Genomic DNA, 16,491 nt, shown 5'->3' with positions numbered 1-16,491 from the left:
TTATCTTCTCCTCTCACCAGCAATAATATAAACAGGATTCTGTCCTTCTAGCATATAATAATCGCCTACCTCTTTAGTTCTTGTAATATTAACTGTCACTATATCTAATTCATAATTTAAATCTAATAAATTCTGCTTAGCATCTAATAATGTTTCTAAAGTTATTGCATTAACAACAATTCTGCCTTCTGGCTTTAAATTTTGATCAACTATCTCCAATATTTCCGCTAACCTTCCTCCACTTCCACCTATAATCACTCTATTTGCTGATGGTAATCCTTCTAGGGCTTGTGGAGCTTCTCCGCTTATGACATTAATATTATCTAATTTAAATTTATTAATATTTTTTTCAATTAAATCAATACCTTCAATCTTCCTTTCAATTGACCATACTTCCCCTTCATTAGCAATCAAACCGGCCTCTATTGTTAAAGAACCGGTTCCAGCCCCGATATCATAGACTATGCTATCTTTCTTTAGTCTTAACTTAGAGATAGTAAGGGCTCTCACCTCTTCTTTAGTCATAGGGACCTGACCTCTAATAAAGTAATCATCAGGGATGCCAGGAGTCTGAAACTGCCAATTATTCATTATAGATCACCATTACTGACATCTTAAAATCATCATGTTTACTTATTTCTTCTAAGGTGCCATCAATATTTCTTTCATCATCGTATGATAATCGCTCACCTACAAAAGCCCGGCGGTCTTGCATACCATTATTTAATAAATATTTAGCAATTTCATTTGGGGGAAATTTATGATCAGTAAAGAATCCTACTTTATCATTTTTTCTTAGAAAATCTAATAATTCTGATTTATCTCTACCGTGTAAACTAGTAATTTTAGCATCTTGCCAAACTAACTTTGCTTTAGCAAAGCCTAATTGTAAAGAACTAATTCCAGGGATAACTTTAAATTCATCTCGACTAAAATGCTTAGATAAATAATTTAACATACTATAAAGTCCTGGATCTCCTGAAACTAAAACTGCAATCTGACGTTTCTTATAATTTTCTTTAATATAATTTAGATTTTTTTCTAAATCTGCTTTAATAACTAATTCCTCTTTATCTAAATCTGAAAAAAGATCTAAAGCTCTTCTGCCACCAATTAAGACATCAGATTCAGTTGCTAGGCGTTTAATAATTGGTAATAAATATTCTTCTGAACCAGGACCTATCCCTAGGATATAGATTTGATTTTCCATTCTTTATCACCTTTCTCTAACTCTACTCCATCACTGCCTAAGACCTCTTTATCCATTGAAAATAAAATAGAACCAAAATCTATTGCTCCATCTACTTTTTCTGTAGCTTTAGTTACTACCCGTTGAGCTAGGGTTTCAAAGACGTTTTCTGCTAAACCTACCTCTTTTAAAATTTGGAGTGCCTCTTCTGTAGTATTAGCTTGCAAAATTCTTTCTATCACTTGCTGACTACCACCTAGACTAGCAGTATAAGCAGCAATTGTTTCTAATCTAGCATCAGACACTTTACTATGAGTATCAAAAATTCCAGCTGCTACCTTAACTAACTTTCCTATATGCCCTAATAAAATAATTCTTTTTATCCCTTTTTCAGCTGCTCTCTTTAACATATAGCCAACGAAATTACTCATCTTCACCCACTGATTATCAGGGACTCCTAAACTCTTAGCCATTCGCTTACCATAATTCCCAAAAATAAAGACTAACTCTTTATTTCCTTCGGCTATAGCCTGGTCTATAGCTACTACTAAGGACTCCTTATATGCCTTTTTAGACATTGGTTCTACAATGCCCGTGGTGCCTAAAATTGAAATTCCACCTTCAATTCCTAAACGAGGATTAAAGGTCTTCTTAGCTATTTCTTCACCGCGAGATACTTTAATCTTAATCTTAACTCCTGCCTTTGGTGGTAAGACTTTCTTTACTTCTTGAATGATCATCTTGCGCGGCACAGGATTTATAGCAACTTCTCCAACTTCAACTACTAATCCAGGCTTAGTCACCTTTCCTACTCCCTGACCACCTTCAAGTTCAACTCCACTTTCTATTTTGCTTACTTCAGCTATAATTTCTAAACCATCAGTAATATCTGGGTCATCTCCACCATCTTTAAGAATAGTGCAACTGACTTGATTCTCTTTCTTTTTTATCTTGATTACTTCTAAATCTACAACTATCTTAGCAGGAGTGTCAACCTTGACCTTCCTAACTAATCTTCCGGAATATAGAGTATCTGTAGCAGCCTTTGCAGCTCCAGCAGCAGTAGTTCCAGTAGTATATCCTCTTCTTAATTTTTTGCCATCCCGTACTACATATGATTCAAACATGACTGTCACCTCTAATCCTCTACTTTTACTTTCCAACTTAACAATCATCATTTTTTTATACTATATCTTTTTTTAAGTCATATACAACAAAGCATTTGTAATCGATGCTGCTACACTACTTCCTCCTTTTCTTCCTTTTACAGTAATAAATGGAATATCTAACTTTTCTAATTCCGCCTTAGATTCCTTAGCTCCTACAAATCCAACTGGAGTACCAATAATTAATTCAGGTTCTACTTTCCCAGCTTCTATTAACTTCATTAATTCAAAAAGAGCAGTAGGCGCATTACCTATAGAAAAAATCTTATTTTTAGGGTTTTTACTAGCTTTACGCATAGACATCATTGACCGAGTAATTCCTAACTCTTTTGCTTCCTTAGCTACATCTTCATTACTAATAAAACATTCTAATTCTCCACCTAAAGCACCTAATTTTCGCTTATTAATACCGGCTCGTAACATATTAACATCAGTTACAATATTAGATCCTGATTTTAAAGCTTTTAAACCTGATTCAATTGCCTCATCAGCAATAATAATTAAATCTTTAAAATCAAAGTCAGCTGTAGCATGAATAACCCTTTTAACTACTTTTTTTTCTCGTTCAGCATAATCTAAATTAGCCACTTCTTCTATAATCTGCATACTTTTTGCTTCTATTGCTTTTGGATCTTCAATAATTTTCAAATTTAAACTACCTCCTTAATTCTATCAGCAACTATCTCCGTTAACCTATCATCACTTCCTATATGATCTGCATAAATAAATTCAACATCTGTATACTCTTCTTTTAATTTATCTAATGCTTTTGGTACATCTTTTTGAACATGATTACCTGGAAAAAGAAATAGTGGAACTACTATTAATCGCTCCATCCCTACTTCTACTGCATCTGCTACAGCATCATTTAAACGTGGTTCAGCAAACTGCAAAGCACATCCAGTTACAAGATCATAATTCAAACTTTCTTCAGTCATTTGACAAAACTCGTGAAATGCTTGATTTGACTCCTCTGCCTTACTTCCGTGTCCTAAAATAATTACTCCTGTTTTCATTAATATCATCCTTTCAGTTTTAAAATTAAAATTTAAAATAAAAAATCCTCAATCTCGATGTAGATTGAGGATTTTTAGCCTAAAATTTATATAACATTATGTTATATAACATCCCCTACCCTTCTTTGCCACCGAAGATCTAGTAGGTCAACACTTAGGCAGGTCTCCTGACTTCTAGTTTTAACATTAAACGTAACAAACTAGTCACAGTGGCGGGCCCGCTCAGGATTTTCACCTGATTCCCTATTCTCCTCTCAAACTCACTCTGAAAGGCACCTAAGTGCTTATATTCTTTTTTACAGTTTCTCTCTAGTCTGCTCCATATTATTACACTCTAACTATATTATTCTTTAGTTAATAAGAAAGTCCTTCCTTGTGATTAAAAAAACAAATATTATTTAACTTAATTACCTATAGTACAATTGAGTTAACTTTTTAAGATTATTCACTACATCATCCGTTAACATATCTTCTCTATACCTCCATTGCCAATTTCCTACTGCCTGACCTGGAGTATTCATTCTAGCTTCACTATCTAAGCATAAAACATCCTGTAAAGGTGCTATAGCAAATGTTGCAACAGAGGACCAAGCTGCTCCTAAGAAGTCCCAACAAATTTCATTACTATTAGCATTTAAATATTCTTGAGTATAATTTTGAACCTCAGAACTTGCTTTTTGATACCACCCTAAAATAGTGTCATTATCATGTGTTCCTGTATAAACCACAGAATTTCTTGAATAATTATGTGGTAAATATTCATTATCTTCTTGAGAATCAAAAGCAAATTGTAAAATATTCATTCCTGGAAATTCAAAATCATCCCTTAACTTCTCAACGTCTGGTGTAATTACTCCTAAATCTTCAGCAATAATTGGTAGTTCTCCTAGCTCATCTTCTATTGTTTTAAAGAAATCCTCTCCTGGACCTTCTACCCATTCTCCATTAACTGCTGTATCTTCACCATAAGGCACAGCCCAATAAGCAGCAAACCCTCTAAAATGGTCTAGTCGAACTACATCTACTAAGTCCAACATTGCATTAAATCTATCTATCCACCACTTATAACCCCTATCTTTTAATTTATTCCAATCATATAACGGATTACCCCATAACTGCCCGGTTTTACTAAAATAATCTGGAGGTACTCCGGCTACATTTATAGGATTTCCCTCTCTATCTAATTCAAAAATTTCAGGATTAGCCCAAACGTCTGCACTATCAAAAGCGACAAAAATAGGCATATCTCCAATAATATTAATACAATTTTGATTGGCATAAGATTTTAACTGATACCACTGCTTGAAGAAAGTATACTGAACAAATTTTTGAAACTGGATCCTTCCACTTAATTCGACTTTATATTTATCAACAGCAGAATCCTTTCTAAACTTTATATCATCATCCCACTCTGTCCAAGGCTTACCTCCGAAATATTCTTTTAAAGCCATAAATAAAGCATAATTATCTAGCCATTCTGAATTTTTTTTACAAAACCGATCAAACTTATTTCTCTCTAAATGAGAAGTAGAGGAATTAAATTCATGAAAAGCCTTTTCTAAAAGAGGAAATTTAAAGTTAATCACTTTCCCATAATCTACATGGTCCTTAGGCAAGTCAACATCCACATTTAAGTCTTCTTCTGTAAGTAATTCTTCTTCTTTTAATTTATCCAAACTAATCAATAAAGGATTTCCTGCAAAAGCAGAAAAAGATTGATAAGGAGAATCTCCATATCCTGTAGGTCCTAGTGGAAACACTTGCCACAATTTCTGTTCTGTTACGATTAAAAAATCTATAAATTTATAAGCTTCATCACCTAAAGAACCTATTCCATAGTTCCCTGGCAATGAAGTTGGATGTAATAGGATACCACTTTTTCTTTCAAAGTTCATTAACTTTTCTCCCCCTCGATATAATAATTTATATCTAAGCTTATTATAGTTTACTTTAATTTAACTATTGCTCCAGCTATTCCAGGTAACCTAATACTTAATACACCGTTTTCTACTTTTACCTTTCCTCCTTGATATAATTCTAAGTATTCTCCATCCTCCTGGTTTACATTTAAATCTAATCCCAAAATATTCTCACTAACATTAATTATAACTAAGAGCTCTTCTCCTTTATAGCTACGTTTAAAAATATAAAGCTCATTATCTTTTATATCAATATGTTTAACATTCCCTCTTCGTAAAGCTACTTCTTCTTTCTTAATTTTGATTAATTTCTGATAATGTTCTAAGATATCTTGGTCTGGTTTAGTATAACCTCTATCTTTCCAAATCATAGTTCTGCGGCAATCACAACCATCTTTTCCTTTCATACCAATCTCATCACCATAATAAATTACTGGGACTCCAAGATACGTCATTTGAAAAAATGCTGTTAATTTTAGTCTTTCTTTATTTTCATTAATTACAGTTAAATATCTAGTAGTATCATGACTTCCTATTAAGTTAAACATAACTTTATTAACTTGTTCTGGATACTGCAGTCGTAATTTACCTAATTCATTAGCAAATTCATCAGCAGTTATTTCATTTAATCCAATAAATCTAACAACTGCATCTCTAAAACGATAATTCATTACACTATCAAATTCATCTCCTTGTAAATAACCAGAAGCATCATCCCAAATTTCTCCTACAATATATATTTCTGGATTAATCTCTTTAACAAACTTTCTCCATTCTTTCCAAAAATCAGGGTACATATCCTTAACTTCATTTGGAACATCTAATCTCCAACCATCAATTCCAGCAGATAAATCACCATTACCCTTAGGGTCCATCCACTTTTTTGTTACTTCAAATAAATATTCACGTACTTCAGAATTTTCGGTATTCAACTGTGGCAAATGACCAAAGTTCCACCAACATTCATAATTTGGTGGATTTTCTTTATTCTGTTCATGTAGTGGGATGATTGGAAAACTTTTAATATGATACCAATCTACATATTTAGAGTCTTGCCCCTTCTCTACAATATCTTGAAATGCCCAATGTTCATATCCTGTATGATTAAAAACTGCATCAAATATAACTTTAATATCATTCTTATGTAATTTCTGCATTAATTCTATTAAATATTCTTCTGAAGCTTCTAAGTCACCTTTGATCGCTAAAGTATCATCAACCAATTCATAACCTTCTGTATTATATTTGTGATTAGACGTAGCTTTAAATATTGGATTAAGATAAATAGCATTGACCCCTAATTTTTTAAGATAAGGTAATTTCTTTTCAATCCCTTGTAAGTCTCCACCATAGAATACATAGTGACCTCCCTCTGGATGAATAGCATTATTATCATCATAAAAATCAACATCCCTAGTTATAACTGGGGAACTAGGAGGTACCCCTTCTTCCCAATCTGGAATTATAGCATCATATAAATTATTATTATCTTTATATATCCCTATTTTATCTGGATCATTATCCGGATTACCATTGTAAAATCTATCAGGGAATATTTGATAAAAAATTGCATCTCTAACCCAATCTGGGGTTTTAAATATATCTACAGTTGATAAGTCATATTCAAAAAGTTTACTTTCTTTTAACGGATTATCTTTTTTTTCTTCTTGAAATCCATCTTTATCATACCAAATCACTCTATCTCCGTCTTGAATCTTAAATACATATTGAAACTTCGAGCTATCTACATTAATAATCCCTCTATAAAATTCAAAATGATTATCAACAACAAATGGTGCTAACTTAACTTCCTTTGTATGACCATCATTATAATGTAAAATAACTCTTTCTACATCATGTCGCTTTGTCCGAAATCTAATAGAAGCTTTATCCTTATCTAGTGGATTAATAAAAGTTTTTTCTGCATTATCATGTTCTAATGCTTCAACTGTAATCTGTCCATTACCTCGCTTTGCAGGAGGGACAAAATGTTCAAAACTTTCTACTTTAACTACTCCATTTTTATTACCAAACCCATCATCTACATAATAATTAGCATCAGGTGGCTTTTGCCAATTATCTTCATTAATTAAAAATTTATATTGATATTCGCCAGGTTCTACCTTTAAGGTAGCCTCGTAAGTTCCATCCCCATTATCATCAAACATAGGCGTTGCTTGCCGGTCCCAATCATTAAAATCACCAACTAAATTAACTTTCTCTATTGAAATTACCGGTTTATAAGTAAATTTCACTTCCACAGTCTCCGACATTTCTATCCCCCCAGCTTTGACAATCTAGCATACTTAAAATCTCTTCAATATTATTTTATAATATTTCTATCTACTTTATACATTTGAATAATTTTACTTAACTATTACTTTATTAATTAAACTATAACTCTATCTTTAAATAAATTATATTTAGTTTTTCCAATCCCTACTATTTTCATTAAATCTTCTGGATCTTTAAATTGGCCTTTTTCCTTTCTATAATCTAATATATTCTTAGCTAATACAGCTCCAACTCCCTTTAAATCTTTTAATTCATCAATAGAAGCAAGATTAATATTAATTTTTGAATTGTCTTTTATATTTATATTATCATTCATCTTTTCAGAACCTATATCCAATGTTTTATAATATAAATTAATATATTCTTGAGCTGAATTCTTCCAACTAAAATCTGAATTCATTGCATTCTTAACTATTTGTTTCCAAATGTTCGGTTGATGATAAAAGTTAATAGCACGGAGAATAGTGTCTAACATATCTTGAGTATCATAATCTTTAAAACTAAAGCCATTACCCTGATTAGTGATTTCATCATAAGCAGAAATAGTATCTTTCAAACCACCAGTCTCTCTAACTATTGGAATAGTACCATATCTTAAACTAATTAATTGACTTAAACCACAGGGCTCATATTTAGAAGGCATTAGAAAAATATCACTTCCGGCATATATTTTCTGAGCTAAAATTACATCATATTTAATATTAGTAGCTATTTTATCCGGATAATATTTAGCTATTTGCTGAAAAAAATGTTCATATTTCTCTTCTCCTGTCCCTAAAATAATTAATTGAATATCTTCTTGCATTAAATCATCAATAATAGATTTGACCAAATCAAGTCCTTTTTGTTCAACTAATCTAGAAACAATACTGATCACAGGGACTTCATCTCTTATTGATAAACCCATATCTTTTTGCAATTGTCTCTTATTTTTTAACTTTCCTTCTAGATTATTAAGATCATAATTAGCATAAATATTTTGGTCATTAGCTGGATTATTCTTTTGATAATCAATACCATTAACAATTCCATATACATCATTTTCATTCATTCTTATTACATAATCCAATCCTTCTCCAAAATAAGGAGTAGTAATTTCTTTGGCATAAGTCTTACTAACTGTAGTAACAGTATCTGACATATTAATTCCCATCTTCATATAATTCACAAAATTATTATGTTTAAGCACTCCTGATTTCCAATGAGCAGAATCTAAACATAATACATCACTTAAAATCTTTTTTCCAAACTCCCCTTGATACTTTAAATTATGAATTGTATATACTGTCTTAATATCCTCATAAAAGTCATACATTTTGTAATTATCTTTTAAAATCATACTCAATGGCCCTGTCTGCCAATCATTACAATGTATAATATCTGGTTTAAAATCAATCTTAGGTAGCATCTCCAAAACAGCTCGACAAAAATATGCAAACTGAATATGTCGATCCTCTTCCTCATATATAGTATCACGATTGAAATAATTTTTATTATCTACAAAATAAGTTGGGATCCCGTTATTATCTAATCTATTAATTCCAACATAATTATTACGCCAAGCTACCCTAGTTTTATAATGTAATACATGCTCTAACTTATTGATATATCTATCTGAAATTTGCTTATATTCAGGCATTACTACTCGAATATCATGACCTAACTCTTCAATTGCCTGGGGCAGGGAGCTTGACACATCAGCCAAGCCCCCTGTCTTTATAAAAGGATCTACTTCCGAAGCCACAAAAAGGATTTTTAATTTATCTTGCATACTATCCCTCCATTTTTAATCCCGCGTTCTGATCGTACTTCCATTTTTAATATTCTTATTACTGAAATCTTTCTCTTTAACCCCAGGAAAGATTCTACAATTTCCTCCAACTAAAGTACCATTTGGAATTTGAACCCCTTTTCCTACTAAACTTAAACCACTATGTAAAAGTTCTGGTTGTTCGAAATTAACATCTTGAATACTACAAGAGCCTATCTTAGTATTCTTACCTATAATTACTTCTTTATCAATTATACTTTTACAAATTGCAGAGTGTTTTTTTATTGTAGTATTATTAAAAATAACTGAATCTTTAACATGAGCATCTTCCTCAATAAATACTCCTGGAGAAATAATAGAGTTTGTAACTTTACCATTAATAACTGCCCCATTAGAGAGTAAACTTTCACTAACCTCTGCCTGTGGTCCAAGTTTAACCGGAGGCTTACGTTCACTTCGAGTATGCCACTGCCAATTTTCATCATATAAATCCATTTCTGGCATAGGACCAGTTAAAGATAAATTAGCTTCCCAAAATGACTCAAGCGTTCCCACATCTCGCCAGTAGCCTTCATGTTCATAAGCAAATACATTTGTATCCTCTATCATCCTTGGGATTATATGATGACCAAAATCAGAGTCTCCTTGATTACAAAACTCCTCTAATTTATTAACTAAAGCCTCTTTACTGAAAACATAAATTCCCATTGAAGCTAAATTACTGGTGGGTTCTTCTGGTTTTTCTTCAAAATTTATAATTTGCATATCATCATTAACATCTAGAATTCCAAATTGATGAGCAGCTTTCATAGGAACTCGTTTAACTGAAATCGTCAAATCAGCTCCTTTTTTCTTATGATATGAAACCATTTCAGCATAATTCATCTTATAGACATGGTCTCCAGATAAGATAACAACATATTCAGGATCCATCTCTTTTATATAATTTATATTGCAATAAACAGCATGGGCTGTACCTTGATACCATCCCCCTTTTCTACCTGTATAAGGTTGTAAAATAGTTACACCACCAAACTGTCGGTCAAGGTCCCAAGGTCTCCCAATACCAATATGTTTATTCAATGATCTAGGTAAATATTGTGTCAAAACACCTATAGTGTAAATTCCTGAATTAACACAGTTACTCAAAGTAAAATCAATTAAACGATACTTACCACCAAAAGGCACACTAGGCTTAGCTCTATCCTCTGATAAGATATCTAGCCTACTCCCTCTACCTCCAGCTAAAATTAATGCTAAAATATTCATAATTACACCTCGCTTAAGAGATCATTTAACTTATAATCATTATAAAGAATCATTTACTTATTACTGCTTACTATATACCCGATAATCAATTTCGGGAAAAATATTATTCTTATTCTCTAATTCTTCTACCCACCCCTCATCTATACTACTAGTCTTAATTTGATTATAAAGATTAAAGAAGTTATTTATGTGAAATTTAGTTCTTTTTACTGCATATTCTACCATAGTCCCTGTTTTCATAATAAAAGCCCAGTCACTACTTTGCGCTAATAATAATTCACGCGCAGCCTGATTTAATGCCCTTTTGACTAATGAATTAGGATCTGATATCTCAGTAGCTATTTCTGTCATTTTATCTGCTGCTTGATGTAAGTGGCGATAAATCCAATCATTATTGTCATTTAGCCAAACATCATTATAACCATTAGCCCCCCAACTACACAATGGCGGTTGACAGACTTGATTCTCTGGATATTCTTCTAAATAATCGATAGGCGAAATTAACTCAATCTTTCCTTCATTGGCTACCTCTTTAATGACATGGTACAGAAAACTAGGTCCCTCGTACCACCAATGTCCAAACAACTCTGCATCATAAGGAGCTACAATCATAGGTTTTCGATCTATTAATTCGTCTAAGTACTCAACCTGCTCTATTCGTTTTGAAATGAAGTCTGCAGCATGACTCTTTATTTTCTTAAAAGCAAATTTCGGATTATAAATTTCTTTATCTTCTAACTTGCAATCATCATCAGTAATTTTATAGTATTTAATTCCTGTATTAATTCGAACATTTTCTTCATGAATATAAGATTGAATATAATCTAACGGTAAATCAAAACCTATATCTCTATAATACTCACGATAATCATGATCACCTGGATATCCTTCATCTGCACTCCACACCTGTTTAGCAGAATCATTATCTCTACCAAAAGCAGCTACTCCTGATGGAGTATATATAGGGGCAAACACTCCATACTTAGGTTGCGGCTTAGCATATAGCACTCCATGAGTATCAAGAACAAAGAATCTAATATCATATTCATTTAAAATTTCATCAAGTCCCGGATAATAACCACACTCTGGTAGCCAAATTCCTGATGGTTTTTGACCAAAATGTTTTTTATGATTCTTTATGGCAAACTCAATCTGAGCTCTAACTGACTCTGGGTTCTCTTGCATTAATGGTAGATATCCATGTGTTGCTCCACAAGTTATTAACTCCAAATAGCCTAACTCTTGAAACTTTTTGAAAGCTGCAACTAAATTATTCTTATATTTACTAAAAATATCTTTAGCTTGTTGAAATTTAAAAAGATACATATTTGCAATTTGATTCAATTTAGGTTGACCTTGAGTTCTCTTTAATTCTTTAGAAGCTAATTCAAGTAATTGATTAAGATATTCAATATAACGTTGTTGCAATAAGGGATCAGCTAACATTGTAATTAAAGTAGGACTTAAAGAAAGAGTTAATCTATAATCAATCTTTTCTTTATGCAATTTTTCAAAATGGCTTATCAAAGGAATATAAGTTTCAGTAATTGCTTCATATAGCCACCTTTCTTCTAAAAAATCCTCATGTTCTGGATGTCGTACAAATGGCAAATGAGCATGTAATACTAACGATAAATAACCTTTATCTTTTAACAAAATTTATCACCCCTATATTACTTAATCTTATTTTAGCCTCCAAATGAACTATATCCAGTTCTTAAACTAGACTCTTGTATTCTCTCCTTTATTTTTTTCATGAATTCTGCAGAACTATATTTACTAGAATTATCAATTCCAGATAACATATATATTCTTTTCAATTTCTCATTAACTCTCATCAATTCCTCTGTTGCTATATCACTAATATCATTAGGTGGTGTATGTATTTCGTTAGATTTAAGCATAGAATTAAATTGTAATTCATCATCTAAAATTCCTAACTTAACTTTATACGAATGATTTGGTTCTAAGTCGCTAATATACCAACTATCATGCTCTTGAGTGATACTAATATCATAAAAATCAATCTCCTTTTTTGGAGTTGTATCATATACTCTTAATATTAAACGAGCTTCATCTGTTTCCTCATAACCCGCTTGATAAGTTATTTCCTGTAACTTATCAGGAGTATATTCCCAATATACATAAGCCCATTCTGGATTTTTTACTTTTAAAACTATCTTGTTAATATGATATTTTTTAGAAAATTGATTTCCACCCCCATATTTTGGTAAATACTTCTCTTGAAAATCAATCTGTCCACTTATTTGGCTACCTTCATTCCAACTTGTCGATGATACCATATGATCCCCCCCTTTTTTAAAAAAATAAAATTTATGACATATTTACTATTATCTAAACTCAATTCACTTTTATTAATTCCTTCATATAAACAGAAATAATTAGCTTTTAAGCTAATTATTTGTAGATTTAACTAGTATATTTGGGCAGTTGGAAGAATTCTAAAAATCATTCTAACAATCTACGCTCTTATTGTTTATATATGGATTTATTGTTATTATTATATATTACTGTATTTAAATTCTGATTCCTTCATTTTTAACTTTATTTTTTTCTAAAATCTTTAATACATGAATTATTGCTGAATAAATTTACACTATTAAATTTCACTTTTTATTCTATGATTTCTTATATAATCATTTAATTTCAATATCTATTTTATAATATATATTTTCAAAATTTATTTAATAAAATATGAGCTCTAGTTAAATTTAACTAGAGCTCATATTTTGACACTATTATAGATTATGTGTTAGAATTATTTAGTAACTTATATTCGAAAGGAGAACTCAATTAATATGCAATTCACTATTATAATAAATCAAATTTTAATATTATTTCTTATGATTTTAGTAGGATATATAGTAAGAAAGAAAGGAATTATTAACCAAGAAATTAATGAAGGGCTTTCTAATCTTTTACTTGAAGTAAATTTACCAGCATTAATTATCTCTTCAATGACAATTACTATTAACCCTACATTAATAACTAATATTAAAACAATTAGTTTTATTTCAATTATCATTTACCTTATTTTAATAATAGTAGTAACTTTTTTGATGAAATTTTTATCTATTTCTAAACGACAAAAGCCAGTTCTAAATTACTTTCTTATTTTTGGAAATGTAGGATATATGGGGTATCCAGTAATTGATACTATTTATCCTGAACATGGACTATTTTACGCTGTAATAGCTAATCTCTTTTTTAATCTTTTGATGTTTACCTATGGCATTTACATATTCACTAAAGATAACAAAAATAATGAGGGAATTTCTCTAAAAAATTTACTCAATAATGGTTTAATAGCAACTGTTATTGGCTTTATTTTATTGTTTACTGGATGGCAAATACCGACATTTATTAATGGAGGTTTAGAAAGTCTAGGTAATATGACATTTCCTTTATCTATGTTAATTATCGGTAGCTCTTTAACAAATATTAACTTTAAAACTATACTAAGTAATACTTCTCTTTATCTACTGAGTGGATTAAAACTTTTAGTTATCCCATTTATTATTTTGCTAATTTTAAAACCTTTTAATATTCCTAAAGTAATTAATGATATAACTATTATTCTCTTTGCTATGCCTGCATCTGCAAGTGGAGTTATTTTTGCTGAAAAGTTTGATAGTGATTATGAATTCGCTTCTGAGGGAGTATTTTTTACAACTTTATTATCACTATTTACTATCCCTATCTTTGTTTATCTAATTACATTATAAGTAAAAATGTAACTCTTCCAAACTCTTCCAAATTTTTATAAATGTTTGACTATTAATTAGAAATAGAGTATAATATTAGTAAATATAATTCCTAAGGGGAGGGGATTGGGGTGCCGGTTTTTGTCAATGTACCAGGCTGTACATGTGATGATTTATCAGGATGTCCTTCAATTTACATGTGTGATGCTGATGCATTAACATATGACGAAGAAAATGATACTATTGTTTATGATGAAGAAGCTTGTTGGGATTGCCAAACATGTGTTAAATATTGTGAAGTTAATATGATATATTATGCTGAAACTAATGAAGAATTAGAAGAAATCAAGCAGATATTAGGCGTTACATAAAACATCCATAAGTCATTAGCTACTAAAGTACACTTTAGTAGCTATTTTATTTTGTCTTATTTATCAGTTAGTATAAAAATATGATGTAAAGTAAATTCTATTATTCCTAAAATAGCACCAGTAATTATAGCCAATTCTATTGTAAAAGAACCTTCTCCTACTAATAAAGGTGTTACCCAAAGAGAGAACATGATAAAAGCTGTTCCCATTAAAGATGAAACTAGATTTCCAAATCTAGGCAAAAAAATAGGTTCTGCAATAATACCAATTATAACTAATAAAAAAGCTAAACCTAAAATAACTATCAATGGTAATGAAGCATTTTGACTTAAAGTAGCTAAATAAATAACTAACGGAAAAAGAACTACCTTAAACATGAAATTCAATTCCACCACTCCCATATTAATTGGATCAATTTTTTCTTAACATTAATTGTCTAATTCTTATGCAATTTAGTTTGGATATTTATCTTACAATTTATTATCATTTTTAATATTAATTTATTAGTCTATTTTACTTTATATTAAATAAATGTATTTATTAATATTTTTTTACATTACTTTCATTACTTCTTCATAATTCATTGATATAATTCTTTACAGAATAATCCCCCACCGGTTGGGGAAGGAGGAAATAAAATGACAAGTACATTTTGGCGTAGACTTTCACAAATATTTTTTGTTAGTTTTCTTGCTGTTTTTGGAATTAAACATCAAGTAATAGGAGGCGGACCAAAAGGGGCACCACCACTTGATAGCTATTGTGTCTTTGGAGGAGTAGAAACTTTATATTCTTGGATTCATAATGGAGAATTTTTATTAAAGACTAATATGTCAAACATTATTTTGCTCTTTACTGTATTAGTTATTACTATTTTTATGGGAGCTGTATTTTGTGGCTGGATTTGTCCATTAGGTGCCATTCAAGATTTTTTTAATTTTATTAATAGAAAAACCATTAATAAAAAAATTTATATTCCACATAAATTAGAATTACCATTTCGAAGCCTAAAATACATATTATTAATTCTAATTACTTTTATGACCATTCGCACCGGTCAATTATGGTTTGAAGGTTATGACCCACTAAAGGTATTCTTTCATTTTAAGTTTGAATCTTTAACTCCTATAATAATCTTAATTATTTTCTCTATATTAGGTGTACTTATTGAAAGATTTTGGTGTAAATACTTATGTCCATTGGGTGCTATTATCTTTCCGCTTAGTTACCTAAGTATCATTAATTTGAATAAAAATCATGATCAATGTAATGACTGTAATATATGTGATAGTTCCTGTAGTATGGATTTGCAGCCTAGCAGATCTACTTCTAAAACAGAGTGTATAAAATGCTTAGATTGTATGAAAAGTTGTAATCAATCAGATGTTTTATACTTAACTTTAGGGAAGAAAGGAAGATAATAAATGAAGCTTAATAAAAAACAATTTGTAATTATCACTTTTTTAATCTTTTGGGGAATAATTGGAGTTTCTATTACTACAGGTGTTTGGGAAAGCCAAATGCAAGGCATTGAAGTCCATGAAGGTGAATTCTCTAAAGATGATATTAAAGGCTGGATGAAATTAAAAGCAATTAATAAATTGTTCGGCGTTCCTTTAGAATATACTTGTAATGAACTTGGCTTACCAGGCAATATTAACAAAGAAGCTAAACTTAAAGACTTAAAGAAAAAATATAGTTTTGAAATGGCTGAATTACGTAAAATCATTCTTAAATATCATAATCAATAATAAATTAACCCCATGTGCC

Annotated in this window: 16 protein-coding genes and 1 riboswitch; of the genes, 4 read left to right on the top strand and 12 right to left on the bottom strand. The window is 30.6% G+C overall.

Translation table 11 applies throughout. The features are described 5' to 3' along the window. The 11 genes from cbiT to B5D41_RS02805 form a co-directional block, all read right to left on the bottom strand. The gene (gene cbiT, locus B5D41_RS02855; protein WP_078809096.1) at positions 1-591 is read right to left on the bottom strand and encodes a precorrin-6Y C5,15-methyltransferase (decarboxylating) subunit CbiT; all 591 of its coding nucleotides are present in this window, start codon (positions 589-591) and stop codon (positions 1-3) included. Continuing rightward, the gene (gene cbiE, locus B5D41_RS02850; protein ID WP_078809095.1) at positions 584-1,210 is read right to left on the bottom strand and encodes a precorrin-6y C5,15-methyltransferase (decarboxylating) subunit CbiE; all 627 of its coding nucleotides are present in this window, start codon (positions 1,208-1,210) and stop codon (positions 584-586) included. The genes cbiT and cbiE overlap by 8 nt, the downstream gene beginning before the upstream one ends. Then, positions 1,186-2,316, bottom strand: coding sequence for a cobalt-precorrin-5B (C(1))-methyltransferase CbiD (gene cbiD / locus B5D41_RS02845; protein WP_078809094.1), 1,131 nt, complete (start codon positions 2,314-2,316; stop codon positions 1,186-1,188). Before cbiD ends, cbiE begins: the two co-directional genes overlap by 25 nt. 72 nt (positions 2,317-2,388) lie before the next feature. Further along, positions 2,389-3,003, bottom strand: a complete 615-nt coding sequence (locus tag B5D41_RS02840; RefSeq protein ID WP_143555644.1) for a precorrin-8X methylmutase — start codon at positions 3,001-3,003, stop codon at positions 2,389-2,391. 2 nt (positions 3,004-3,005) lie between these two features. Further along, the gene (locus tag B5D41_RS02835) at positions 3,006-3,371 is read right to left on the bottom strand and encodes a sirohydrochlorin chelatase (protein WP_159442872.1); all 366 of its coding nucleotides are present in this window, start codon (positions 3,369-3,371) and stop codon (positions 3,006-3,008) included. 140 nt (positions 3,372-3,511) lie between these two features. Next, positions 3,512-3,666: riboswitch (cobalamin riboswitch) on the bottom strand. 112 nt (positions 3,667-3,778) lie between these two features. After that, the gene (gene malQ, locus B5D41_RS02830; protein WP_078809092.1) at positions 3,779-5,266 is read right to left on the bottom strand and encodes a 4-alpha-glucanotransferase; all 1,488 of its coding nucleotides are present in this window, start codon (positions 5,264-5,266) and stop codon (positions 3,779-3,781) included. A 50-nt stretch (positions 5,267-5,316) separates the two neighbouring features. Then, entirely contained in the window at positions 5,317-7,563 is a 2,247-nt protein-coding gene (locus B5D41_RS02825; protein WP_078809091.1) for an alpha amylase N-terminal ig-like domain-containing protein, read from the bottom strand. Between the two features lie 116 nt (positions 7,564-7,679). Continuing rightward, positions 7,680-9,356 (bottom strand): glycogen synthase GlgA, encoded by a 1,677-nt coding sequence (glgA, locus tag B5D41_RS02820; RefSeq protein ID WP_078809090.1) that lies wholly within the window; start codon positions 9,354-9,356, stop codon positions 7,680-7,682. A 15-nt stretch (positions 9,357-9,371) separates the two neighbouring features. Beyond that, on the bottom strand, positions 9,372-10,625 hold the full coding sequence (locus B5D41_RS02815; protein ID WP_078809089.1) for a glucose-1-phosphate adenylyltransferase: 1,254 nt from the start codon (positions 10,623-10,625) through the stop codon (positions 9,372-9,374). 60 nt (positions 10,626-10,685) lie between these two features. Beyond that, positions 10,686-12,281: a glycoside hydrolase family 57 protein gene (locus B5D41_RS02810; protein WP_078809088.1), complete on the bottom strand. Its 1,596-nt coding sequence runs from the start codon at positions 12,279-12,281 to the stop codon at positions 10,686-10,688. A gap of 32 nt (positions 12,282-12,313) precedes the next feature. Continuing rightward, on the bottom strand, positions 12,314-12,928 hold the full coding sequence (locus B5D41_RS02805; protein WP_078809087.1) for a DUF4912 domain-containing protein: 615 nt from the start codon (positions 12,926-12,928) through the stop codon (positions 12,314-12,316). 516 nt (positions 12,929-13,444) lie between these two features. On the opposite strand from B5D41_RS02805, the gene B5D41_RS02800 reads away from it, so the two are divergent. Together B5D41_RS02800 and B5D41_RS02795 are read left to right on the top strand one after the other, a co-directional pair. Then, on the top strand, positions 13,445-14,371 hold the full coding sequence (locus B5D41_RS02800) for an AEC family transporter (protein ID WP_078809086.1): 927 nt from the start codon (positions 13,445-13,447) through the stop codon (positions 14,369-14,371). Positions 14,372-14,481: 110 nt separating this feature from the next. Then, positions 14,482-14,721: a 4Fe-4S binding protein gene (locus tag B5D41_RS02795; protein WP_078809085.1), complete on the top strand. Its 240-nt coding sequence runs from the start codon at positions 14,482-14,484 to the stop codon at positions 14,719-14,721. Between the two features lie 56 nt (positions 14,722-14,777). Here the strand turns inward: B5D41_RS02795 and B5D41_RS02790 are convergent, their stop codons facing one another. Beyond that, positions 14,778-15,098: a hypothetical protein gene (locus tag B5D41_RS02790; protein WP_078809084.1), complete on the bottom strand. Its 321-nt coding sequence runs from the start codon at positions 15,096-15,098 to the stop codon at positions 14,778-14,780. 261 nt (positions 15,099-15,359) lie between these two features. On the opposite strand from B5D41_RS02790, the gene B5D41_RS02785 reads away from it, so the two are divergent. Next, the gene (locus tag B5D41_RS02785) at positions 15,360-16,142 is read left to right on the top strand and encodes a 4Fe-4S binding protein (RefSeq protein ID WP_078809083.1); all 783 of its coding nucleotides are present in this window, start codon (positions 15,360-15,362) and stop codon (positions 16,140-16,142) included. Between the two features lie 3 nt (positions 16,143-16,145). Next, positions 16,146-16,472, top strand: a complete 327-nt coding sequence (locus B5D41_RS02780) for a hypothetical protein (protein WP_078809082.1) — start codon at positions 16,146-16,148, stop codon at positions 16,470-16,472. The last annotated feature ends 19 nt before the right edge of the window (positions 16,473-16,491 follow it).

It is taken from the genome of Selenihalanaerobacter shriftii (genome assembly GCF_900167185.1).
GTDB classification, from domain to species: Bacteria; Bacillota; Halanaerobiia; order Halobacteroidales; family Acetohalobiaceae; genus Selenihalanaerobacter; species Selenihalanaerobacter shriftii.
Note: the sequence above shows the minus strand (reverse complement) of the source record. Positions and strands in the feature narration are given on the sequence as shown.

Coding starts and splice junctions, on each gene's coding strand:
- cbiT (WP_078809096.1), bottom strand. CDS start 591: ATGAATAATTGGCAGTTTCAGACTCCTGGCATCCCTGATGATTACTTT.
- cbiE (WP_078809095.1), bottom strand. CDS start 1,210: ATGGAAAATCAAATCTATATCCTAGGGATAGGTCCTGGTTCAGAAGAA.
- cbiD (WP_078809094.1), bottom strand. CDS start 2,316: ATGTTTGAATCATATGTAGTACGGGATGGCAAAAAATTAAGAAGAGGA.
- B5D41_RS02835 (WP_159442872.1), bottom strand. CDS start 3,371: ATGAAAACAGGAGTAATTATTTTAGGACACGGAAGTAAGGCAGAGGAG.
- malQ (WP_078809092.1), bottom strand. CDS start 5,266: ATGAACTTTGAAAGAAAAAGTGGTATCCTATTACATCCAACTTCATTG.
- B5D41_RS02825 (WP_078809091.1), bottom strand. CDS start 7,563: ATGTCGGAGACTGTGGAAGTGAAATTTACTTATAAACCGGTAATTTCA.
- glgA (WP_078809090.1), bottom strand. CDS start 9,356: ATGCAAGATAAATTAAAAATCCTTTTTGTGGCTTCGGAAGTAGATCCT.
- B5D41_RS02815 (WP_078809089.1), bottom strand. CDS start 10,625: ATGAATATTTTAGCATTAATTTTAGCTGGAGGTAGAGGGAGTAGGCTA.
- B5D41_RS02805 (WP_078809087.1), bottom strand. CDS start 12,928: ATGGTATCATCGACAAGTTGGAATGAAGGTAGCCAAATAAGTGGACAG.
- B5D41_RS02800 (WP_078809086.1), top strand. CDS start 13,445: ATGCAATTCACTATTATAATAAATCAAATTTTAATATTATTTCTTATG.
- B5D41_RS02790 (WP_078809084.1), bottom strand. CDS start 15,098: ATGTTTAAGGTAGTTCTTTTTCCGTTAGTTATTTATTTAGCTACTTTA.
- B5D41_RS02785 (WP_078809083.1), top strand. CDS start 15,360: ATGACAAGTACATTTTGGCGTAGACTTTCACAAATATTTTTTGTTAGT.
- B5D41_RS02780 (WP_078809082.1), top strand. CDS start 16,146: ATGAAGCTTAATAAAAAACAATTTGTAATTATCACTTTTTTAATCTTT.